Raw genomic sequence first — 21,002 nt, 5'->3', positions numbered from 1 at the left:
ATTGTGCTGAATTACCCAATTTTACCTTTTGCAATCCCATTCATTTGGATCTAACCTGATTGTAAGAAGTGCAAACTGTGGGACTTCATGCGTCCCTTGAATGACCCACAATAATGTACTTGGAAAGTAAGTTACTTTTTTAACAGAGAGATAAATAATGAAAAAAACTCGTATTTTTGTGCTGTTGGCATTCGTTGCGTTCATTATCAGCTCTACCGGTTGTCTCAACCGCCGTTGCTGTGGCGATTCATCGTTCCGGCCATCGTACACCCCACCAACCTGCAGCACTTGTAACCAATAATTTGTTGCCAAATGAACCCAGAGATTAATGAAAGCAACTTCATTTTTCTGATCGTGTCCCGTTTTCCTGTTTTTCATCACGAGCAAACTGATCTTTTCATTTAAACCGTAACAGGTTATCTGCCAGTTTTCTATTGAGATGGGCGACTGGTAATGGATCGATTGATCGCGTTTGCTCTGATTTGCCTCTCCACAACAGGACTGTTTGCGCAGTTTGATGGGGTTGAATTTGCCACACCCAAACCTTTGGGTGGACCGATTTTAGGACCAGATGGGCGGGTAATCACACCGGGTGACCGTGGCTACCGAAGTCCATGGACAGGTGGTGCCGAATTTGGGGTGAATGGTACAGAAGGGAACACACGGATTTTGAAGGTTCGTGTTGGTGGTGATGTTAAGTACGAAACGCCAGAAAATACTTTTATCGCCAACGCCTTTTATGGGTTAGCACAACAAGAAGGGATTCGCAACGAATCGAAGGCGCTGGCCACGTTCCGTGACGAATATCCGTTTTATGATGGTCTGGCATGGTTTGGACAGCTTCAGATAGAATACGATGAATTTCGTGAAGTCGATTTTCGCGTCTCGGTTCACTCTGGTTTGTCTTTTCTGGCTTACCAGGATGAGTTTTCATCGTTAAAACTACGGGCTGGTGCTGGTGCTACTCGAGAATTCGGCGGCCCCAACGATCGGTGGGAGCCTGAAGGGATTCTGGGGGGTGATTTCGAGCAGAAACTGTCAGATCGCACCTCGTTCACATTCAGCACAGACTACTATCCAAAACTGGATCGTCCATCCGATTTTCGTATTCGCAGCCGGGCTGCAATCGAAATTTTACTTGATCAGGAACTCAACATCACGCTGCGACTCGGGGCACAAAACCGGTACGACAGCAACCCAGGCTCTATGACGGAACGAAACGATCTGGACTACTTCATGACCCTGCTCTGGCGGTTCGGCTAGGCAACTGCTAGCTCAATTCAACACATTTTTCGATCTCATTTTTCTTGAAGTATCTGTCATTTTCGATTAATTTGAAGCAATAATTATTAGAGAAAATGAGAATAAAATGAAAGCCATCCCCCTATTCGCACTCATTGTGGTCTGTGCTGGTGCTGATTTTCGCAGTCGGGAGAAAACATGGGAAAAAGAAATCCAGGGGATTGAAGCAAGAATTACCAAGTCTGATCAACCAAAAGGTGGTATTGTTTTTGCGGGTAGCTCCAGCACTCGCTTGTGGGATTTGAAAAAATCGTTCCCAGATTGGAATGCCACTAACTGTGGCTTTGGTGGGTCACAAATCCGCGACAGTTCTGCCTTTTTTGCCCGTATCATTCTCCCACTGAAGCCGAAGGCGGTAGTCCTCTACGCAGGCGACAACGATGTGAATTCCAAGCGTGCTCCCGAGATGATTTATGAGGATTTCATCACTTTTCAGAATATTCTGCACGCATCGTTGCCCGAATGTCAGTTGTATTTTATCTGCATCAAGCCCAGTGTTGCCCGCTGGAATCAGTTTGAGACCCAATCGAAGGTGAACCTGCTCATTCGGGAATATTGCGAAAAAGAACCACGCCTCACTTATGTGGATGTGGTACCAGGGATGCTGATGGATGGAAAACCAGATCCCAATTTATTTGTGAAAGATGGTCTCCACATGTCGCCAAAAGGATATGAGATCTGGACTGCCAAACTCCGTGAAGCGATGAAGTCTGGCAAATAATCACTTCATTTGTTCAGCGTAAACCTTTGTAGCAGCGGCACTTGCGGAACCGGCAATAATTGAAATGCCAGCATTCAACAACAATACCTCCATCGCATTGAGCAACGAATACACAGCGGCTGGTTTGCTGTTGTAGCCCATCAGGCCGATTCGCCAGACTTTTCCTTTAAACTCACCCAACCCCCCACCGATTTCAATGCCGAAATAGTTCAGCAATTGCTTGCGAAACTCAACATCATTGACACCCGCGGGAATATAAACCGCATTCAGTTGCGGTAATCCGTGTTCCGGATTTGCAGAATACTGGCATCCCAGGGCAGTTAACCCTGCCTTTAATGCAAGGTGATTGAGTCGGTGGCGTTGATACCGAGTTTCCAGACCCTCTTCCAGTACAATCGCCAGACCTTCCCTTAGTGCGTAAATCATCGAAATGGGTGCAGTGTGATGATAAAGTCGATCACCCGCCACATAATTGTTGATCAGTTGTAGATCAAAGTACCAGCTTTGTGGTTTGGTAGTGCGTTTGGCGATTTTTTCCGCAGCACGTGGGCTAAAACTGACCGGAGACAAGCCAGGTGGACAGCCCAAACCTTTCTGAGTGCAGGAATAGAGTGCATCAATCTCGTTCTCATCCATATTGATTGGAGTACAACCGAGCGAAGTCACTGCATCCACCAGAAGGAGAGCTCCATATCGGTGACAAAGTTCCCCAATCCCTTCAAGTGGCTGCTGGGCACCTGTTGAGTTTTCTGCATGGACGATTCCCACAATCTGTGGTTTGTGGGCAACAATTGCCGCTTCAATTGTCTCCAATGAAAAGACTTCACCCCACGGTGCATCAATCACAACAACTTCCCCACCGACACGTTGGGCAATTTCTACCATCCGTGATCCAAAAAATCCTTTGCGAAAAATGAGTATTCTTTCACTTTTTTCCGCTAAGTTCACCAGACAAGTCTCCATCCCGGCCATTCCGGTGGCACTGATTGGTAGCGTCAAGGGATTGGTGGTGCCCAGAACCTGCCGCAGTAACTCCTGTGTTTCGTTGAGTAATGTCAGAAATGCAGGATCAAGGTGCCCCAGCAAAGGTGTGGCCATTGCCCGCAATACCCGGGGGTGGGCGTCACTTGGTCCGGGTCCTAACAGTAAACGATTTGGTGTATTCCAATGTAGTTTCAAGTTCATCCTTTATGTTGAGAAATATGGCGTTATAATATGATTTTGTTTAAGATTGCATTTGCAGTCCAGGACGCACCCAGAGTACTGGAGCCTAGGAACAGGATGATGGCGATCCCCGCAGAATTTCGGTCATTTACGGAAGAAAATGCTTCCTTGGCACCCCACAGTTATTTAAGAACAGACGCAGAAGCAGAATATCTGTCGACACCGGAAACTGTGGAACAACTGGTTCAGATTGTGCAATTTGCCCAAACTGCCAATCTTCCCTTTAGACTCCTCGGATTTGGCACCAACGTCGTTATCAAAGAACATCGTTTGCCAGGATTTGTGATTCGTTTGACCAAACCGGCATTTACCAGCATTTCTGTCAAGGATACGATACTCACTGCGGGTTCTGGTGCAATTCTGTTTGATGTCATCCGTAGCGCCTGTCAGCACCATCTTGCTGGCCTGGAAACTCTCGCTGGTATCAAAGCCACCATTGGCGGGGCGCTGAGGTACAATGCAGGCGATCGAAAAGGCGAAATAGCCGATCACCTGCGATCGATTACAGTGGTAACGAAAGACGGTGTCATTCAGCGGAAAGATCGTTCCGAACTGTGGTTTGGCGAGCGGGCAAGTGACATCGAAGAACCAATAATCCTGCATGTCGATTTTCAACTGGATGTTGATATTGCAGATTCGATTTTGAAACGGATGAGGCGTTCCTGGATCAACCGCAAAGCAGAACTACCCACAGCAGGGAATTATCATTTACGAATGTTTCGAAATCCGAAAGGGTTTTCTGCCAGCAGATTGATTGAAAGTACACCTTTGGTGATTAAAGAAGCGGGTAAAGCATACTTAAGTGATCGGAATCCAAATTATATCGTTGCAAATGCAGGTGCGACATCGCATGATATTCTCACACTGATTGAAGCAACTCGCACCAGTGTCCGCCAGCACGCTGGTGTCGAATTGGAACAGGAGTTAGGTGTGTGGTAGAACCCCAGCCGCCATTTCCGTGGAAGCAACTGACTGGAGTGTGCTTCGGCATGTTGTTGCCAGTGCTTGGGCTGGCGACCTGGGATCTTCTGCAGCCAAAATTGCATGCCCGGATCGTGCACGCCAACCGTTATTCTGTTCCACTACATGATCGCCTGCTGATGCCGATACCTGATGGATCAACAAGAGAAGATTTTCTGCAGGAAATCCTTTACATTGGTGCGATCGCAGATCGACAGCAACTCCTCGACCCACAACTAACGATTACGCTGCATCAATCGTTTGCAAGACACCCAAAAGTGAAACAGGTCCAATCGGTTTCGGTTAACCCGGAAGGGATGATCGAAGTCAAATTAATCTTTCGTAATCGCCCAGAGAGCCTGGAAAACCCCGTTCAACCAAAGAGTACGAATCGATGAAAGTACTGACGATCCTGTTGATGTTTTGTGCCGTTGTTTCCGCTGAAGAAGAATCGGTAAAAACAGACATTCTCGCTTCGGAATCACTACGAGATATCCATGACCGTGGTGCAAAATTATACAACGATGGCGACCCATTGAGTTGTTACCGTATGTTTCAAGGGGGGCTCGAAGTTGCAGCACGTTTCTTAAAACATCGTCCAGAATTGCAAAAACGTATTGCAGAACGTACTCAGAAAATTGACGTTGAACAAAGCATGGCCAAAAAAGCTTTTCTGATGCACGAACTGATCGAAGAAGTGCGAACAGAACTTCGCAAGAAATCCACCGGATCGAAAGTAGAAGTGGTTGATATTCCACCAAGAAATGTGCCTGATCAACAGAAAAAAACTCCGATGGTGCCACAAGTCAAAGATGTCGATCAGGGTGTGGTGGGCAAATTGCTGCTGAATGGCAAACCAATTCCCAAAGCCACCATCTGGTATGTCACGCTCGGTGCAAACCCGCCACGAGTTTACCAAACCCAAACCACCGAACAGGGAGGCTACCAGATCAAGGAATTGGCCAAAGGAAATTATCTGGTGCTGGTCACTTCCGATTCGGCCAAAAATTATGCGATTCCTGCTGAATATGGCCTTGCTTCAAGTACCCCGTTAAAATTTGAACTCAAAGACTTCCCTGCCAAAATCGATTTGTTGCTTAATACACGTTAAAGGTCATCGGCAAAAGAAGTGAAAGGAGTTTTCATTTTTTTGGCTTGAGATCGAAGTAGTTCGGTTTGACAAGATAGGTCTGGGTGGTGCCAGCACGTTCCATTTCGAATATCCCGCCATCCCACACCACGGTGGAACGCATCTGACGACGTAAATCCTGTTCGTTGTTGATTTTGATGCCATTCACACGCTTGAAAGTATCCCCTGGTCGAAATGTCTTGGCCATGAAGCCCTCTTTGCTTAGTTCAGCAATCGTTACAACACCATCTTTGACAGCTAATTTCAGCCCCACGTCGGACAGTTCGAAAAAACGGATTCCCAAAGGGAGCTTCTTGCATTCTGGCTCCATATGACATAAATACTTCTTGGAATCGTAGTCTTTGTCGCTGGATAGCTTGCCCTTAGAAAAAAGCATTGAGTAAGCAGGGTGATACTCTACAGAAGATGTTTGCTCAATCTTTACGTTTCCATTGATTACCGCGAACGTAGCACACGGAAAACCAATCCTGGAATTCAAATCACCGTTTACGATCATTAATGAATAATCTACCCGATTATAAGACTGTATACCATTACTACTTATTTTATCAAGAGTACAATCTCCATCAATGACAGTAAACACACGATTCAACCCAAAAAACTGCACTGGTTGATTTGCTAAAATTATTGTCTTCGAAAAAACTGGCGGTGCTCTGGTAATTGCGTATTGAGACTCATCAAAACCGAATAAGATCGATTTGTGAGCACCTGTTCGTTTGTCGCCATAGCAAGCTGGTGAAGAAACAAAAGCACCCAATGGATCGAAAAGCAAGTTTTGCTGAGGACGAACAAATACTAATTTGTTCGCGTTTTCGGGTTCAATCAACGATTTTGGAAAAATACTGTCGTACCGATCGATGTTCTGATTGATGCTCAAGCGAATCTTGTTTATTTCAGCATACAATTGCACCTGTAAGGATATCGTATTCCGTGCTGCTTCAAGCAGCACTTCATCAGTGCCAGCACAAGCAACTATCTCATTCACAAAATCAACTCGTCTTTCTGCAAACAATTTTCTGAAGTATGTGTAGTTCTCATCGCGGTCAAAAAAAGCGTTTGCTCCAATGGTTCGAAGTCCCAGTGATACCGTAGGGGTATGCTGTAATTCCAGAAGGTACGAACGCAAAAGTGTCGGGTTGTGTACACTTTGTGAAAGAAATGTTCGATAATCTGCACTTTTTACTTTGCCATCCAGAATTTGAGTTTTTAGCTGCTCAGGAAGCTGGAGGGGGTGCGGTATTGCGACTATGTCTTGCGCAATAATAAAATTTTGCAATAGTAGAATCAGCAAAATCGAACCAATCAACTTCATATTTTATTACCTTGGATCCCAAACAATATCTAAACCTTCAATTGAATAGCAGTTCTCAAAAAGATAGTATGGCCATGAAAATTGGCCGACCCCTATATTTTTCAAAGCAACATCAGCACCATACATACCTGCACCAAATGAAAGCCCTGCCAAATTGTTACTAAAGATACATTCCGAGAAGACACTTGAGCCCACTAACAAATACAATGCACCGCCGTATTCGTAAGCCCAATTTCCAATAAAAGTTGTATTAGATACAGAAAGGTCTGCCTGCTCGTTACAAATTCCACCACCATTGTTGGCGACATTGTTATCTATAAATGAATTCTGTATGTGACCTGTATTCTGAAAGTAAATTCCGCCTCCATTGTATGCATGATTTAATATAATATATGTGTTATTGATTGAAATTGAACTGAAACCCAAACCTGCTTGAAAGATTCCGCCACCATCTCCGGATGCAGTGTTGCTTTCTATCGTAGAGTTATTGATAACTAATGCTTCTGGACCAAAGAGGCTACTATGATATATACCTCCCCCGTTAGCACCAGATGAATTTCCATTAACTTCAACATTGTTTAAGTATGTTGCACCATCTGTATGAATTCCACCACCATTGCCATCCGAGTGATTTAAGGCAATTTGTGAATAAGTCGCCGTAAAGCCAACTTCAGAGTAGATTCCTCCTCCGCCTTGTTCGGCTATATTCGAAATGATAGCTACTCCGTTTAATGTTAGCTTAGTATTATTACCCGATACAAATATGCCACCACCTCTGCCAGATGTGTAATTGTTTGCAAGTATTACATCATTTAAAATCAATTCACCACTATCATGATAAATCGCGCCACCATTAAAAACTGTGTATCCACCTTCGAAATTAATGTGCTCAATTATTGATTGTTCACCAGCCACCATATCAATACGTAACAGATTGCTCTGCAATCCATTGCTAAGAGTAACTATTATTCGAAAACCACTCGATCCTTTGATGTGAGTAGGCGCTTCGATAACTAACCTGCTACCAACCAGTTCGATAACAGCATCCCCATTAATTCCTAGCTGAGTGTCAAATTGAATTATTGAGCCTGTTGCTGTTTCATTTGATTGCTCAAGTGCTGCTCTCAGTGAGGTCATGCCGTTGGCATCAAGTGCAACTCCATCAGTTAAATCAGCGTCGTGTGTATCTTCTAAAGTGTTTACTAGGAATGACATTGAAGGAGGAGGTGGTGGCGGTGGTGGGCCGGGAGGATCCAGCGTTACCGTAATCGGATCACCGTCCATGACAGTTCGTTCTTCTAAGTACTCCAACTGTAGAGTTCTTCTTAATTTCTGGAGGGGGGGGGGGGACAAATTCATGTGGTGGACTCATAATTTTTTTGGATTAGACATCCGTTAGGTTACTTCAACCGTTTCATGCCTGTCAAGCATATTTTGCACAAAATGGAAATATTTCTGTAAATAATACCAGCTGCATCAATTACTGATACACAAACTAATTTTCCTTTTCGTAACTCAGCCTTTACAACAACGCATTTCTTAACCTGTTGTTGTTTTTCTCATCTAATGAAATCGCTGCATTTTAATTTGAACCTTCAGTGAATTTCAGTAACTAAACTGGTTTCCCGCCTGCGCGGGAGCGATGGTTGCCGGCACAACCATCTAAAAGTGGTCCTGCGTACGACTTTCGTTTATCCATTGCCATATCCACTATGGCCTGGATTTTTGTAATCGAAATCAGTTGATTGGTTGCAGATTTCTTCAAGAATTTGAAACGCCTTTCTTTGCCGGAAAACCTGAAAAACTCCCATTTATCCATAAATTAATCAGTTGATGCGAGTTCTTAATGGTTCTTGTTTGACAAAGGTAGGGGATTCCATGCATTCAACATGTGTGGTGGGTTTGCAGTGGGGCGATGAAGCCAAAGGAAAGATTGTCGATATTCTTGGTGCAAACCACGATATTGTTGTCCGCTATAACGGTGGAAATAATGCCGGGCATACGATTGTCCATGGCGATAAAACATTTAAAGTTTCCATTTTGCCGACTGGAATCCTGAAACCACACCTGCAGGCGGTTATTGGTAACGGAGTGGTAATCTATCCACCACAGTTGCTCAAGGAGATCGAGCAATTGAAAGAAAGTGGTATTTCCGTCACCAATCGCTTGCTGATCAGCGACCATGCCCACGTGATTTTTCCTTACCACATTATCGAAGACAAGCTGACAGAAACGGAAAAATCAGGAGCCATTGGCACAACTGGGCGAGGTATTGGACCTTGTTATCAGGATAAAGCTGGTCGCGTGCATGGCATTCGGGTGGGGGAATTGCTTTATCCACAGCACTTGAAAGCGCGACTTGCGAAAATCATTGCTTACAAAAATGCCATTTTCCAGACATTTACGCCGGAAGGTGCCACTCCACAACAATTACATCTGGAAGCAGTGTATGATGAATACCGCAAATATGGCGAAGCGATAAAGCCGTATGTAACCGATTCTGTGCAATACCTCCATCAGTCCTTGCAAGACAAAAAACGATTGTTGTTTGAAGCGGCACAGGGAAGTTTGTTGGATCTGGACCATGGTACATTTCCTTATGTGACCAGCTCCTCGAGCTTACCATCCGGGATCTGGCCAGGAACAGGTGTGCCTGCAAAAATGTTGGGCAAAATCATTGGCGTTTTGAAGGCCTACACTACCCGAGTGGGGAATGGCCCCTTTCCGACAGAATTGGACGATGGCCCCACTGGTATTGGTGAGCGAATCCGCCAGAAAGGTCGCGAATTTGGTACGGTTACCGGGCGCCCACGTCGCTGTGGGTGGTTCGATGCGGTAGCCTGCCGCTATACTGCAGCAATTGCGGGCGCGGATGAACTGGCGGTGATGTTGCTGGATGTGCTGTCTGGTCTTGAAGAAATCAAAATTTGTGTCGGATACGAATTGGATGGTGCTGTGCGGCGATCATTCATCAGTGATGCCCACATCCTGGAAAACTGTAAACCAAAATACGAAGTGATGGAAGGCTGGAAAGAAGAAATCACTCATGTGAAAAAACTAAACGATCTGCCCGCGCAGGCACAAAGGTACATTCAACGGATCAGTGAACTGGTGGGGCTGCCAGTGAAGACTATTTCTGTTGGACCTGATCGCGACCAGACGATCATCATCGACTAAACCATCCCTGCCGCCAATTGTAGGATCTTACTTATGTTAACGGAAAAGCTTCCTGCACATGTTGCCATCATCATGGATGGCAATGGCCGTTGGGCCAAAGAACAAGGGCTTCCCAGAATTCATGGCCACCTGCAGGGTGCTGAAGTGGTACGCACGATCACTGAAGAAGCCAGCAGATTAGGTCTAGCCCAATTAACCTTGTACAGTTTCAGTTCTGAGAATTGGAAGCGACCAAAAGAAGAAGTTGATTTTCTGATGGGTCTTCTGCTGCAATACCTGCAGCAGGAAAGAGAAACCATCAAAAAAAATAATATCCGTTTTCGGATGATTGGCAGACGACAGGATCTGGCCCAAGAGATTGTTGCTGAAATAGAAATCAACGAACAATTAAGCAGCGACAACACGGGTATGATCCTTGCATTAGCAATTAATTATGGATCGAGGCAGGAAATTGTTGATGCAGTGCACGAGATTGCAGAAAAAGTTCAGCGGAATGAAATAGCACCAGATGCAATTTCAGAATTGACCATCAGCAAACATTTATACACGAGCGATATGCTTGATCCGGATTTACTGATTCGCACTGCTGGCGAACTGAGAATCAGTAATTTTCTGCTGTGGCAAATTTCATATGCAGAAATCTGGGTGACTCAGACATGCTGGCCAGAGTTCACCACTCAACAGTTTCATGAAGCTTTGAATAATTATGGCCACCGTCAAAGACGCTATGGTGGCCTGACGACACAAGAGTCCTGAAGATGCTGATTCATCGCTTATGGATGGGGCTGATTCTCATTGCCTTAATGATCGTACTTTTATCAGAGGGTTCGTGGGGCCAACCATACTATCCCGTCTTTTTCTGTACTATTTCGGTGGCATTACTGCTCGCGACACGTGAGCTGATCATGTTGTTGCCCCAAAGTGATCGCCCATACTTTGGTATCCAATACCTGGGCGTAGGTGCCCACATTGCCGCGAATTGGGTAAACAGTTTTCGAGAGATCCCCTTCCCCACAGAACAGATTCTGGCGGTGCAACTTGCCATTTTGGTGGGATTCACCATTCTGACGCTGGTTTTGGAGATGTTTTGCTATGGAAAACGCCCCAATGTGCTTTTTCGAGTGGGTTTTACTGCGTTTATGTTGATTTATCTGGGGATTCTGCCCACATTTTTTATTCAGGCACGCTGGTTTTCACCCGAAAAAGCCTTGCTGGCATTGGGTCTACTCGTATTCGTTCCCAAAACAAATGATATCGGTGCATACTTTACTGGTAAGTTTCTTACAGGTAAGATTCTTGGCAGAAAGCAAATGGCCCCCACACTAAGCCCGAAAAAAACGTGGCAGGGATTTTGTGGCGGGATGATCATTGGCACAGTTTTTGCCGTGGTTTTTTCCCAGATTTATTTACCCACGGCACTCTCTATTTTGCAATCAACACTTTTTGGTGTGACAGTGGGGTTGGCGGGTGTATTGGGTGATTTAGCAGAGTCGTTACTGAAGCGAGAATTAGGAAAAAAAGACGCCTCACGCACACTCCCAGGCTTTGGTGGAGTGCTCGATCTGATCGATTCTCTGCTTTTTGCCGCACCGATTGGGTACTTGTGGCTGATATTTCATTAATTTTTCCACCACCGGAGGCACTTGATGAGTAAAAACTCATTTTTTCCGTTCCTGCTCTTTGTATCCCCCTTGTCTGCAGATCACAACGAGCTGATCAAATCAGTTGATTCGCGTGAAAAATCCACATGGGAGATCGCTCAAAAGATCTGGGAATTCGCTGAACCTGGCTATCAGGAAATTCAAAGTACCAAATTACTGGCGAAAGAGCTCGAAAACGCTGGCTTTGAAATTAAGTTCGGGGTAGCAGAGATTCCCACTGCGTTCACAGCTACGATTGGTTCCGGCAAACCAGTGATTGGAATTTTAGGTGAATATGACGCACTTCCAGAATTGGCACAGGAAGCGGTACCAGAACGAAAAATCCGCAAAGGAAATGGTTATGGGCATGCGTGTGGACACCACCTGTTCGGTGCCGCGTCTATGTCTGCGGCAATTGCTCTGGGGGAGCAAATTCGGTTAAAAAAAATTAATGGTACCATTCGATTTTATGGTTGTCCCGCAGAAGAAGGTGGATCTGCCAAGGCGTTCATGGTACGTGCCGGCCTCTTCGAAGATTGCGATGTAGTATTACACTGGCATCCTTCGTCCAAAAATTCAGCGGGAGACAATACATGTTTGTCGCGGATTGCTGTCAAATTTCGGTTTCATGGCAAGGCGGCCCATGCAGCAGGCTCACCGGAAGCTGGGCGATCTGCCCTGGATGGTGTGGCTTTAACTACCCATGCAGCAGAATTGCTGCGGGAGCACTGTCCTGATTTTACCAGGATTCACCACACAATCACCCATGGTGGGGGGAATGCACCGAATGTTGTACCGGAATTCGCCGAAGTTTTCTTTTACGTTCGTCACCCAGACTCGCAAGTAATTCAAAAAATTTATCCCAGGTTGTTGAAATGTGCTCAGGGAGCTGCACTGGCGACAGAAACAAGGCTGGAAATCGTCGAATTAGGAGGCACAAAGGAATTGCTGCCTAATCGTACTCTCTCCGATGTGATTGCTGGAAATCTGAAAAAATTAAATCAGATTCGATATTCGGAAGATGATTTTCGCTTTGCTACCAGAATGCAGCAGCACCTGGACACCAAAGTGACATTGGACAGCATCAAAAGCGTCGAATTCTCCGCAGGAAAACTCACTAAAGGCTCAACCGATGTGGGAGATGTATCCTGGGTGGTCCCTACGGCTGGCTTCACCACGGCATGTTATGTTCCTGGCACACCAGCCCACTCGTGGCAGGCCGTTGCAGCAGGTGGCACAACAATTGGTAAACAGGGAATGCAACTGGCAGCAAAAACAATGGCCTGCAGTGCATGGGATCTGTTAATGCAACCGGAAGTGATTGCTGCTGCAAAAAAAGAACTGAGTGTGCAATTGGGTGAGCGAAAATATGAGCCATTGATCGGCAAAAACCAAAAGCCGCCGTTGGATTATCGCAATCCCCCACGGCAATAATTCTTATAACTTGTTCGTGCTGCGAACCATGACGTACTGGCCGTTGTAACCGGGAACAGCACCGTTGACCAGCAACAGATTCTGTTCAGCATCGATCTGCACTACTTTCAGGTTGCGGATGGTAACTCGTTCTGCACCGTAGCGACCAGCAAGACGTTTCCCTTTCTTGGTACGACCAGTACCTCGGTTACTACCTAACGATGCTGTCGAACCAGGCTGGCGGTGAACTTTCTTAGCACCGTGAGCTGCGGGCATCCCACCGAAACCGTGGCGTTTAATTACCCCTGCGGTACCACGACCTTTGGTGGTGCCAATAACGTCAACAGACTTGACATCTGCAAAAATAGTTTGAACATCCAGTTTTTCGCCAACCTGCAGACCAGATACGGGTTCCAGAAAACGAAATTCCCTCACGAAGGCTTGTGGTTCACAATCCGCTTTCGGCGGTAACTCAATCCCCTGACGCAATTTACGTCGTTTCGACTCCAGATCCTTAGCTACGTGACCACGTTCTGCGCGGGATGCTGCATTCCGTTTACGGTCGCGATAACCTAATTGAACGGCATGATACCCATCTCGTTCTTCAGTCCGAATCTGCAGCACGGGACATGGGCCCAGTTGCAATACCGTAACAGGTACTGCCAGACCTTCTGGTGTGTAGACAGTGGTCATTCCCACTTTTGTTCCAAGCAACCCGATAGACATCCAGGATCTCCCAATTGAGATTGAAAATAGCGCAGCGGCCCCATGTGGTTACCCACTCGGGTGGGGCATGCAAACAATACGTTATGTTAGAAAAAGTTTACTTGGAGTCACGATCTGGATGATGGATAACTCCGTATTTTGTGAAATTTTTCCCAAGGAAGTAAAACTAGATAATACGCTAGTGCGTACAACGCAAACATGCCCACTTCGAGGTGGATGAAACTGGCGATGTGAAAAAACGCACCAATCAGAAAGGTAATCGTTCGTGTTTTTCGGAACAATATTGCAATCGGAAAGCTCAACTCCCAGAAAACGGTTCCCCAGGCAAGTAATTTCAAGCCGAAACTATTGATTGGCAGGTAGTTTGGAGAAAAATGGGCCCACTGGGCATCGTTCACAATGTAGTGCATGACACTCCCATCTCGCCACGTTGCCCCCAAAATCTTGTATACACCAGTGAAGAAGTAAACAACAACTAACTGAAATAATAATAGTCCCACAGGCCAGGCCGGTACATGGTATTGTTGCATTGGATCTTTCGCGGCAAATGGCCTTTTGAGTGCCCAGCAGCAGTTCGTGGGGAGAAAAATCAGCATAAAAAGTAAGGCAATCTTTAAGCGGTCCCCTCCATTATGCACGAATGGATTCGACTGCAAAAAACTGACTGCCACCACCCATGCCATAACGGCAGCTACCCGTGGGTAAACGCCCAAAATCAGGCAGATTGCTGCACCCACCTGGAGGGCAAAAAGTGCATGTGGCCCCCAAGTGCCTGGTAAGCAGCGTAAAACAGACCAGTTCAGAGTGCTGTTAGAAAAGAGTTCGTCAAAAATCCGTCGATCACCGATCCCACCATCGCCAAAAAAGAACGTCAGGGATTGAGCATAACTTCCAAAAAGGTCCACAAGCAACAAAAGCCCAACACAGATTCGCAGTGCGGCAACCCTTTCCGCAGCGATGGTGCCACTAAGCCATGAAAATCTTCCCAGACCAAATGGAATCTGGGGTAAAGTACCCACAGTTATGGGGGAGGACATGATCTTAACTTCTTTCATGGTAAGGGTTTAAAGGAACCAGCGACAGTGTCAAAATATTCTACCTTTCCCCACCGTGGATAAATTCTGGCGATTGGTTGATTAATCACATGTTGATCAGTCACCTTTTCGCCAATACCCGCCGTTGGGTAAACTCTTGCCTGAATGATGAAATAATCAACCTGTTCTTCAGAATTTGGGAAATGGCTTTGGTGCACCCATAACGCATAAGCGAGCATGGAACGCTGATACGTTTGCACATAGCCCATGATATTCAATCGGTGTTTTTCCGGATTTTCAAGTTGTTCTTCATGTGTCCAGAACCAGTAACACATCGCATGCATAGCTTCACGATACATTCTTCGATAATCAGAAAGACGCCAGCGAAAGTAATTGGTGGTATCTTCTGGTTCGAAGTCGGATTTTATCTGGCTGGTATTTCCATCTTTGCGGACAATCGTTATGGCCAGAAAAGAGCTATTTTTGCCGAATTCAGGAGCGAAAAGTGACCACCCTTGAATCTGCCCTGTCAACTCTTCATATCTCTGGCACATCGCCAGATTTAAATCGGAAATTTTCTGTAAAGGTGGGAGATCGGTAAACGCCCCCCGCTTGCTGTAAGTATCGATGATTTCAGGAGTTGCAGGTGGGACACTCTGCTGACGGGGAATAAAGTGCCCCACATTTGTGAACAGCACGAAATAAAGTTGCCAGACAATAAATAAACCGATCAAGAAAGAGCGCTTTTCAGGTAACTGGTTCATTTAGTCAGGTACTCGACAGGGGTAACCATTCCAAAACATCAAACCGCGCATGGGGAGAACTATTCAGACCGGCTGATCTTTCTAAGTATGCAAGCAAGTAATGCTTTGTCAAATTACTGATTTCATGAAAATTTAAGATCTGTTCTTTGTAGAAGGCAATTTCGGTACCACGTGGGGAACGAGCCACTTTCACGCCTGGATATAAGTGACGAGCAATTTCTTCGATCGGTTGTGTATCTGAATGATCTGGAATGACAAAGAACCATTGTTCCAGTTCTGGCGAACCAGGGAGATCGGGGATGGATTTTTCAAAAGAGTCGATTACCACCTGTTTCCAGCCACCAGGTATTTCATGATTGGAAAATTCGTGTAATTCCTTTTGAGTAAGAAACTGGTGCAGATATACAGCTGTCTGATCCACCAGTGATTCTGCCAACTGCTGTACTCCATCAGCATTAATCTGGCATGCCCCATACAATCCCCCTTTGGGCAACAGGATGAGAGATTGTAGCGTGTCTTCCATTAATTCGATCTGGTCAGGAGTGAGTGAATCAACAAACGTAATTGCTGCCCACTCCAGATTATTCTCTGCCCCAGGCAGCAAGGTGACTGTGTTGTTTGTAGGAAGCAGGTCGATATTCGATTGTGAATGAGATGTCTCGATCACGCCACGTAAGGTCGTCAGGCGTTGTCGACACACACCGTAGGCACGCTGATCGTCTTCCATTGCAGATTTCAACCGATTAAAGAATCGTGAAATTCCATACCACGACTCTTCGATTTGTCGGCAGTTGGCATAGTCTTCCAGGGCTTTGTGTAATCGCTTCATGGAGGAGAGCGAGTTTTTTGCAAAAATCCGAAATTGTCCAGCTTGGGTGCAGGATTCGAATGCGGACTGAACGGCAGCAAATGCGGATTCACTCGCGGGTGTTGCTTCAGCCAGGCGATATTGCGCTTCCACGGCAGATCGTTCACAAAACTCTACCAATCGGGCAATTGCTCCTTCTGTGTTGGTGACTCTCTGACCATTACTTTCAAAAATTGTGATGATCTGCTGTCCAAAATGGCTCGCCCACAGACTGGCCATTTTAGATACTGCCTGGGTGTAGTACCGATTTAATCTTCCGGTTTTCATAGCATCAGGAATAGCAATCATTGATCGCACACCAACAATGCTCATCATTTCCTGGTATGCGTGCTCTGCCCAGATAGCAGGATGATCTTTGTTTGCGATCATCGATTGCTGTAGTGAGTTCAGTAAACCGGTAATTTCCCTTATTGGATTCTGATCAAGAACTTCTAGCTCCTGTGATAATTGGGAGATCAATGAATTGGGATCCAGCCCAGGTAATGTGACCAGGCGGTGACACAATTCATCCACCCACTTTGGAAGACGGGAATGGTTCGTAGTCCAGGTAGCAATCATTCGTTCGCACAGGATTCGAGCTGAGCGACGTAGTAACAATCCTTTGGGATACCAGATGTTACCCAACCCCATTGATCGGAAATGTGGCCCACTGGATCGCAAAGGATCCAGGTGCATTCCCAAAGGGGTGGTTAAATCAAGTGCTAGAAAACTGGATAATTTTGCAATTGCGTCATTAATCCCAACCGAACCTGCTGTTTCAGATTTGGTGAGGTAAACTGACTGAAAAGGTGGGCGTTTTGACTGAACTTCGGGACCATCAAGACCACCAAACTTCGCATGATAATTGATTTTTGAATGGCTGAAATGGTTGAGCTCCGTGAGGGTGGCTACAATGTTTGCGGCTTCAATTTCTTTCATCGCGGGATCATCAGGAGCCCCACAATACAACAAACAATGAGGGCTTGAAGAGAATTTCAGTTCATCCAGCAGATTCTGGATTGCATAACCAATATCCACCAACATGCCAGAGGTGGTTCCTGATGCTGCTGCAATAATCATCACGCGTGGTCGGGTATCTCGAAATTCCAACCCTGTGTAGTCTGTAGCCCTCGCAATCGCTTCGGGGTGAATGATCGACTTTAACTCCTGTCGACAACGGGTAATCAATTTCAGGTAGTTTTCTGATAATGCTAATCTGCCGTAGGCACGTGAACAGATTGATCGGGAAGACTTTGGCAAATTATTCAGTTTTTCACGTGGAATCCAGTCATACAGTCGCTCCAAAGTTTCATTGCGATAACGAGTGACAGACTGGACTGAACAACGAACAGTTTGCGCAACTGAGTTGGCACGAGGTGCTTGACCAATGACATCAACTTCGTTGTCGGAACCAGTATCCACATTCAGAAAACGGTAGCATGGAACGAGCTGAATATCACCGAAGCGATCCGCCAAACGTTGAGTGAGTGACTGAATTGTGGCCTTGCCGAATGTTCCAAGTCCGATGATCAGAGTTGGCCTGAGACAGCTTCCATCTTCGAAATCATTCAGTTCAAAGAAGTGCTCGGAAATCGAAGCGGAAACCTTTGAACTACTTGAAACTTCATCTGCAATTGGCAGGCTGCAAGAACCCTCCTGGATTTCATCTTGTAAAGCAAAGCCAGTAATTGGCTCTGGCTGTTCCAGCGGAATTGTACCCGGAACATCTTCATAGAGTTGAGAAGTGATTACGCTGGCATCAGTTGAAACAACTTTTTGAAACCCCGCCATCGCTTTCACAGATACCTGTGAGAGAGCCTCAACAAATTCAATGCAAGTATTGAATCTTTTAAATGGATCCTTCGAAAGAGCTTTCGCGACAATCACTGTGTCTTCCTGAGAGAGACCAGATAGATCCGGCTCATTATTTGTGTGGTGCAGAGCCAGCTCTCGAACTGTTTTGCCACGGAATGCTCGGTGACCAGTAATCAATTCAAGGTAGACCACAGCCAGTGAGTATTGATCGCTAAACTTTGTAATTCTCGAAGTAAATGTTTCAGGTGCGGAATACTGGGGTGAAATTCCGGCCATAATTCCAATAGCACTTTGTCTTTCCAAATGCTTTGCCAGCCCAAAATCTGCCACTTTCACGTGCCCACCCACCACAAACAAGTTACGTGGCTTGACATCCAGGTGCAATAAGTGGTGTTCCAGACTCAGGTAATCCAACCCTTCAGCAGCATCTCGAATGTAGCCAATTGCTGAATGACGTGGGATACCTGAAAACCCGCGATCGGTACTTTCTTTCAAAACTTCGTGAAGACTTTTTTCTGCCAACTCCATGACAATTGCTACCTCGCCGGCAACAATGTCGATCCGCTCAATCGATATCACAAATGGGTGGCGGACAAATTTAACGCGTTGAAGTGCAGAAAATTCCTGCTTGGCCCGACCATCGCTTGAGGAGCTGGAATCGAGATTTCCAAACACAAACTTGATTGCTTTAAAAATTTTTCCGGGTGCTTCGCATAACCAAACTTCACCAAACCCACCACTTCCAAGAGGTTTGATCAGGCGATAACCGGGAATCGGTTCAGAATCTGGTTCTTTTAACCAATTCATTCTTGCTGTTCCATGGGACAGAATTGATCACTTAATGGCTAATGGAAATTAGACCAGTTTTCTGATGTCGTCCAATGAAATAAGTGGTGGCGGAAAGAACTATTGCCTGAGCATAAATTTCTTGCGTGCGAGACTGCAATTTTTCTACAGATACAATAATTCAAAAGGTAGTTTCAAAGCGAATTAAGGTATCACCAAATAGAAATTGGTGAAAATCCGTGCCATTTTTGGGTGCAAAGTGGGCAAATAGGTTCTGCATGCCCTCGGTCGAAATAAAGTAGTGGTTAAACTTGCCTATTCTCTCAAAATCAACCAGCTTTACTCGTTTGAGCAAATTCAGGTGATGACTGATTGCGGGCTGAGAATCACTGCCCAATTCTTCACAAATTTTTAAGACATGCAATTTACCATGTGCCAATAGCAACCGTAGTATCTGGATCCGTTTTGGATCCCCAAGGCTTTTAAAAAATTCAGCAAGGTTACGATTTGCACGAATTTCTGCAGCAGGGTTACGCTTTTTTTTCATGAATTCAGCACCGTCTGGGCTTTGATCGAATTGGCATCGATCTTACTTTGCTATTCATATTCTTGTTGTATGGTCTATACTAACTTGAGAAGTTATTTTTTCTTCTTTTTCTTCTTTTTGCGTTCTTCGGCACGTTCTTTCGCACTTTTGCGATGTCCCGTATTCCCTTTCGTCTTTAACATCGATTCGTTACCCGGCAGAAAAGCACCGCCGCGGGACAACCCCGTCAACATTTTCATCCGTTGCCAGACAGTCATGCTCATCATTTGCTTCATGATACCGCGAACAGTATCGAATTGCTTCAAAAACTGGCTCACTTCGTGCGGTTCGGTCCCACTGCCCTTCGCAATGCGTCTTCGACGAGGAGCATCAATCACATCAGGATTTTTTCGCTCTTTTTTGGTCATCGAATCGATAATTCCCTGAAACTTCTGAAATGCCACCTCAGGGTCTTCACCTTCGGGTATCATTTCAGACATCCCAGGCATTCGAGACATCATGTCCTTCATGCCCATTTTTTTGATCTGCATGAACTGTGCTCGAAACATTTCGATCGTAAAGTCGCCTTTCTCGAGTGCTTCCTGTTGTTTTTTCAGTTCTTCTTCAGAAATTTCCTGCTGGACTGTTCGGACCTTGTCCACCAATCCCATGAGGTCACCCTGCCCCATGATTCGCGAAGCCATGCTTTCTGGGCGAAAATCTTCCAATGCCTCTAATTTTTCACCAGTACCGATGAACTTGATCTGAACGCCAGTGACCGCTTTGATCGACAGGGCTGCCCCACCACGTGCATCACCATCTAATTTGGTCAGAATGGTACCATTCAGCATTAATTTTTCATGAAAGGCCTTTGAAACGTTCACCGCTTCCTGACCGATCATTGCATCAACTACCAGATAAACCTGATCTGGTTTCACCTGTTTGTCGATCTGCATTAATTCTGCCATTAAGGCATCGTCGATTTGCAGTCGACCAGCGGTATCCAGAATCACCACATCGTGACTGTTATTTTTTGCGTGGGTAATCGCATTCTTGCAAACCTGCACTGGATTCGATGTTTCCGAATAGACAGGAATCTTCAGTTGCTGCCCAAGCACTATTAATTGTTCGATAGCGGCGGGGCGCTGCAAGTCGGCTGCCACCAGCAGTGGCTTACGACCTTCCTTCTGTAGCTTGAGTGCCAGTTTTCCACATGTGGTTGTTTTACCTGCTCCCTGCAGGCCACACATCATCAATACGGCTGGGCGGTCCTTGTGGGCGGGAATTCGATGGTCCACAGGCCCCATCAACTCAACCAGCTCTTCAAAAACGATGTTTACGATCTGCTCAACCGGTTTCACCCGGTCGATCACTTTCTCGCCAATCGCTTTTGCTTCACATTTGCTGATGAAGTCGTTGGTTACGGTAAAATTGACATCCGCTTCCAGAAACGCCCGACGAACTTCGCGAAGACCTTCCCGAATATTGTCTTCGGTCAGACGACGACCAGAAAGTTTCGCCAGGGCTTCTTTGATGCCTTTTTGAATTCCATCGAACATTCGCAAAATCCGTGAATATATTGACCAACAGCTAATTCTATTTTGG

At 45.7% G+C, this 21,002-nt stretch carries 19 protein-coding genes; 9 read left to right on the top strand and 10 right to left on the bottom strand.

The window, feature by feature from the left end; all coding sequences use genetic code 11:
- Positions 1 to 21: 21 nt before the first annotated feature.
- Complete coding sequence (locus R3B84_05895) at positions 22 to 378, bottom strand: hypothetical protein (GenBank protein MEZ6140086.1); 357 nt, start codon at positions 376 to 378, stop codon at positions 22 to 24.
- Between the two features lie 75 nt (positions 379 to 453).
- Between R3B84_05895 and R3B84_05890 the strand changes: the two genes are divergently transcribed.
- Together R3B84_05890 and R3B84_05885 are read left to right on the top strand one after the other, a co-directional pair.
- Complete coding sequence (locus tag R3B84_05890; protein ID MEZ6140085.1) at positions 454 to 1,263, top strand: DUF481 domain-containing protein; 810 nt, start codon at positions 454 to 456, stop codon at positions 1,261 to 1,263.
- Between the two features lie 106 nt (positions 1,264 to 1,369).
- A complete protein-coding gene (locus R3B84_05885; GenBank protein ID MEZ6140084.1) occupies positions 1,370 to 2,023 on the top strand; it encodes a GDSL-type esterase/lipase family protein in 654 nt (217 codons plus the stop codon).
- On the opposite strand, the gene R3B84_05880 is transcribed toward R3B84_05885, so the two are convergent.
- A complete protein-coding gene (locus tag R3B84_05880; protein ID MEZ6140083.1) occupies positions 2,024 to 3,208 on the bottom strand; it encodes an alanine--glyoxylate aminotransferase family protein in 1,185 nt (394 codons plus the stop codon).
- Between the two features lie 96 nt (positions 3,209 to 3,304).
- Here R3B84_05880 and R3B84_05875 point away from each other — a divergent pair, with 96 nt between their 5' ends.
- The 3 genes from R3B84_05875 to R3B84_05865 are packed head-to-tail and all read left to right on the top strand — an operon-like array spanning position 3,305 to position 5,318.
- The gene (locus R3B84_05875; protein MEZ6140082.1) at positions 3,305 to 4,186 is read left to right on the top strand and encodes an FAD-binding protein; all 882 of its coding nucleotides are present in this window, start codon (positions 3,305 to 3,307) and stop codon (positions 4,184 to 4,186) included.
- Positions 4,180 to 4,605 carry a hypothetical protein gene (locus R3B84_05870; protein ID MEZ6140081.1) on the top strand — a complete coding sequence of 142 codons (426 nt, stop codon included), beginning with the start codon at positions 4,180 to 4,182 and terminating at the stop codon, positions 4,603 to 4,605. Before R3B84_05875 ends, R3B84_05870 begins: the two co-directional genes overlap by 7 nt.
- Positions 4,602 to 5,318 (top strand): carboxypeptidase-like regulatory domain-containing protein, encoded by a 717-nt coding sequence (locus tag R3B84_05865; protein MEZ6140080.1) that lies wholly within the window; start codon positions 4,602 to 4,604, stop codon positions 5,316 to 5,318. Before R3B84_05870 ends, R3B84_05865 begins: the two co-directional genes overlap by 4 nt.
- A 31-nt stretch (positions 5,319 to 5,349) precedes the next feature.
- Here R3B84_05865 and R3B84_05860 read toward each other — a convergent pair whose 3' ends face one another.
- Entirely contained in the window at positions 5,350 to 6,669 is a 1,320-nt protein-coding gene (locus R3B84_05860; protein MEZ6140079.1) for a S1C family serine protease, read from the bottom strand.
- 6 nt (positions 6,670 to 6,675) lie between these two features.
- Complete coding sequence (locus tag R3B84_05855; protein ID MEZ6140078.1) at positions 6,676 to 7,953, bottom strand: hypothetical protein; 1,278 nt, start codon at positions 7,951 to 7,953, stop codon at positions 6,676 to 6,678.
- A gap of 594 nt (positions 7,954 to 8,547) precedes the next feature.
- Here R3B84_05855 and R3B84_05850 point away from each other — a divergent pair.
- Genes R3B84_05850 through R3B84_05835 form a run of 4 tightly spaced genes read left to right on the top strand, consistent with a single transcriptional unit; the run spans position 8,548 to position 12,920 of the window.
- Complete coding sequence (locus R3B84_05850) at positions 8,548 to 9,846, top strand: adenylosuccinate synthase (protein MEZ6140077.1); 1,299 nt, start codon at positions 8,548 to 8,550, stop codon at positions 9,844 to 9,846.
- Positions 9,847 to 9,879: 33 nt separating this feature from the next.
- Positions 9,880 to 10,602 carry an isoprenyl transferase gene (locus R3B84_05845; GenBank protein MEZ6140076.1) on the top strand — a complete coding sequence of 241 codons (723 nt, stop codon included), beginning with the start codon at positions 9,880 to 9,882 and terminating at the stop codon, positions 10,600 to 10,602.
- A 2-nt stretch (positions 10,603 to 10,604) separates the two neighbouring features.
- Positions 10,605 to 11,468, top strand: coding sequence for a CDP-archaeol synthase (locus tag R3B84_05840; protein MEZ6140075.1), 864 nt, complete (start codon positions 10,605 to 10,607; stop codon positions 11,466 to 11,468).
- A gap of 24 nt (positions 11,469 to 11,492) precedes the next feature.
- Positions 11,493 to 12,920 carry an amidohydrolase gene (locus R3B84_05835; GenBank protein MEZ6140074.1) on the top strand — a complete coding sequence of 476 codons (1,428 nt, stop codon included), beginning with the start codon at positions 11,493 to 11,495 and terminating at the stop codon, positions 12,918 to 12,920.
- A 3-nt stretch (positions 12,921 to 12,923) separates the two neighbouring features.
- Here R3B84_05835 and rplC read toward each other — a convergent pair whose 3' ends face one another.
- The 6 genes from rplC to ffh form a co-directional block, all read right to left on the bottom strand.
- On the bottom strand, positions 12,924 to 13,625 hold the full coding sequence (gene rplC / locus R3B84_05830; protein MEZ6140073.1) for a 50S ribosomal protein L3: 702 nt from the start codon (positions 13,623 to 13,625) through the stop codon (positions 12,924 to 12,926).
- 107 nt (positions 13,626 to 13,732) lie between these two features.
- Positions 13,733 to 14,662 (bottom strand): HTTM domain-containing protein, encoded by a 930-nt coding sequence (locus R3B84_05825; protein MEZ6140072.1) that lies wholly within the window; start codon positions 14,660 to 14,662, stop codon positions 13,733 to 13,735.
- A 14-nt stretch (positions 14,663 to 14,676) separates the two neighbouring features.
- A complete protein-coding gene (locus R3B84_05820) occupies positions 14,677 to 15,423 on the bottom strand; it encodes a hypothetical protein (GenBank protein MEZ6140071.1) in 747 nt (248 codons plus the stop codon).
- A gap of 4 nt (positions 15,424 to 15,427) precedes the next feature.
- Positions 15,428 to 18,892, bottom strand: a complete 3,465-nt coding sequence (locus tag R3B84_05815) for a tubulin-like doman-containing protein (GenBank protein MEZ6140070.1) — start codon at positions 18,890 to 18,892, stop codon at positions 15,428 to 15,430.
- 160 nt (positions 18,893 to 19,052) lie between these two features.
- Entirely contained in the window at positions 19,053 to 19,418 is a 366-nt protein-coding gene (locus R3B84_05810; protein MEZ6140069.1) for a metalloregulator ArsR/SmtB family transcription factor, read from the bottom strand.
- A 92-nt stretch (positions 19,419 to 19,510) separates the two neighbouring features.
- A complete protein-coding gene (gene ffh, locus R3B84_05805; GenBank protein ID MEZ6140068.1) occupies positions 19,511 to 20,956 on the bottom strand; it encodes a signal recognition particle protein in 1,446 nt (481 codons plus the stop codon).
- Positions 20,957 to 21,002 lie beyond the last annotated feature (46 nt).

The sequence above is a fragment of the Zavarzinella sp. genome (genome assembly GCA_041399155.1).
Taxonomy (GTDB): domain Bacteria; phylum Planctomycetota; class Planctomycetia; order Gemmatales; family Gemmataceae; genus JAWKTI01.
This window is presented reverse-complemented; position numbering and strand designations above follow the sequence as displayed.

Excerpts from the sequence above, each read along its gene's own strand:
- R3B84_05880 (MEZ6140083.1), bottom strand. The coding sequence starts at position 3,208 with ATGAACTTGAAACTACATTGGAATACACCAAATCGTTTACTGTTAGGA.
- R3B84_05890 (MEZ6140085.1), top strand. The coding sequence starts at position 454 with ATGGATCGATTGATCGCGTTTGCTCTGATTTGCCTCTCCACAACAGGA.
- R3B84_05810 (MEZ6140069.1), bottom strand. The coding sequence starts at position 19,418 with ATGAAAAAAAAGCGTAACCCTGCTGCAGAAATTCGTGCAAATCGTAAC.
- R3B84_05850 (MEZ6140077.1), top strand. The coding sequence starts at position 8,548 with ATGCATTCAACATGTGTGGTGGGTTTGCAGTGGGGCGATGAAGCCAAA.
- R3B84_05860 (MEZ6140079.1), bottom strand. The coding sequence starts at position 6,669 with ATGAAGTTGATTGGTTCGATTTTGCTGATTCTACTATTGCAAAATTTT.
- R3B84_05815 (MEZ6140070.1), bottom strand. The coding sequence starts at position 18,892 with ATGAATTGGTTAAAAGAACCAGATTCTGAACCGATTCCCGGTTATCGC.
- R3B84_05835 (MEZ6140074.1), top strand. The coding sequence starts at position 11,493 with ATGAGTAAAAACTCATTTTTTCCGTTCCTGCTCTTTGTATCCCCCTTG.
- R3B84_05875 (MEZ6140082.1), top strand. The coding sequence starts at position 3,305 with ATGATGGCGATCCCCGCAGAATTTCGGTCATTTACGGAAGAAAATGCT.
- R3B84_05845 (MEZ6140076.1), top strand. The coding sequence starts at position 9,880 with ATGTTAACGGAAAAGCTTCCTGCACATGTTGCCATCATCATGGATGGC.
- R3B84_05885 (MEZ6140084.1), top strand. The coding sequence starts at position 1,370 with ATGAAAGCCATCCCCCTATTCGCACTCATTGTGGTCTGTGCTGGTGCT.
- R3B84_05840 (MEZ6140075.1), top strand. The coding sequence starts at position 10,605 with ATGCTGATTCATCGCTTATGGATGGGGCTGATTCTCATTGCCTTAATG.
- R3B84_05855 (MEZ6140078.1), bottom strand. The coding sequence starts at position 7,953 with ATGGACGGTGATCCGATTACGGTAACGCTGGATCCTCCCGGCCCACCA.
- R3B84_05865 (MEZ6140080.1), top strand. The coding sequence starts at position 4,602 with ATGAAAGTACTGACGATCCTGTTGATGTTTTGTGCCGTTGTTTCCGCT.
- R3B84_05820 (MEZ6140071.1), bottom strand. The coding sequence starts at position 15,423 with ATGAACCAGTTACCTGAAAAGCGCTCTTTCTTGATCGGTTTATTTATT.
- R3B84_05895 (MEZ6140086.1), bottom strand. The coding sequence starts at position 378 with ATGAAAAACAGGAAAACGGGACACGATCAGAAAAATGAAGTTGCTTTC.
- ffh (MEZ6140068.1), bottom strand. The coding sequence starts at position 20,956 with ATGTTCGATGGAATTCAAAAAGGCATCAAAGAAGCCCTGGCGAAACTT.
- R3B84_05825 (MEZ6140072.1), bottom strand. The coding sequence starts at position 14,662 with ATGTCCTCCCCCATAACTGTGGGTACTTTACCCCAGATTCCATTTGGT.
- rplC (MEZ6140073.1), bottom strand. The coding sequence starts at position 13,625 with ATGTCTATCGGGTTGCTTGGAACAAAAGTGGGAATGACCACTGTCTAC.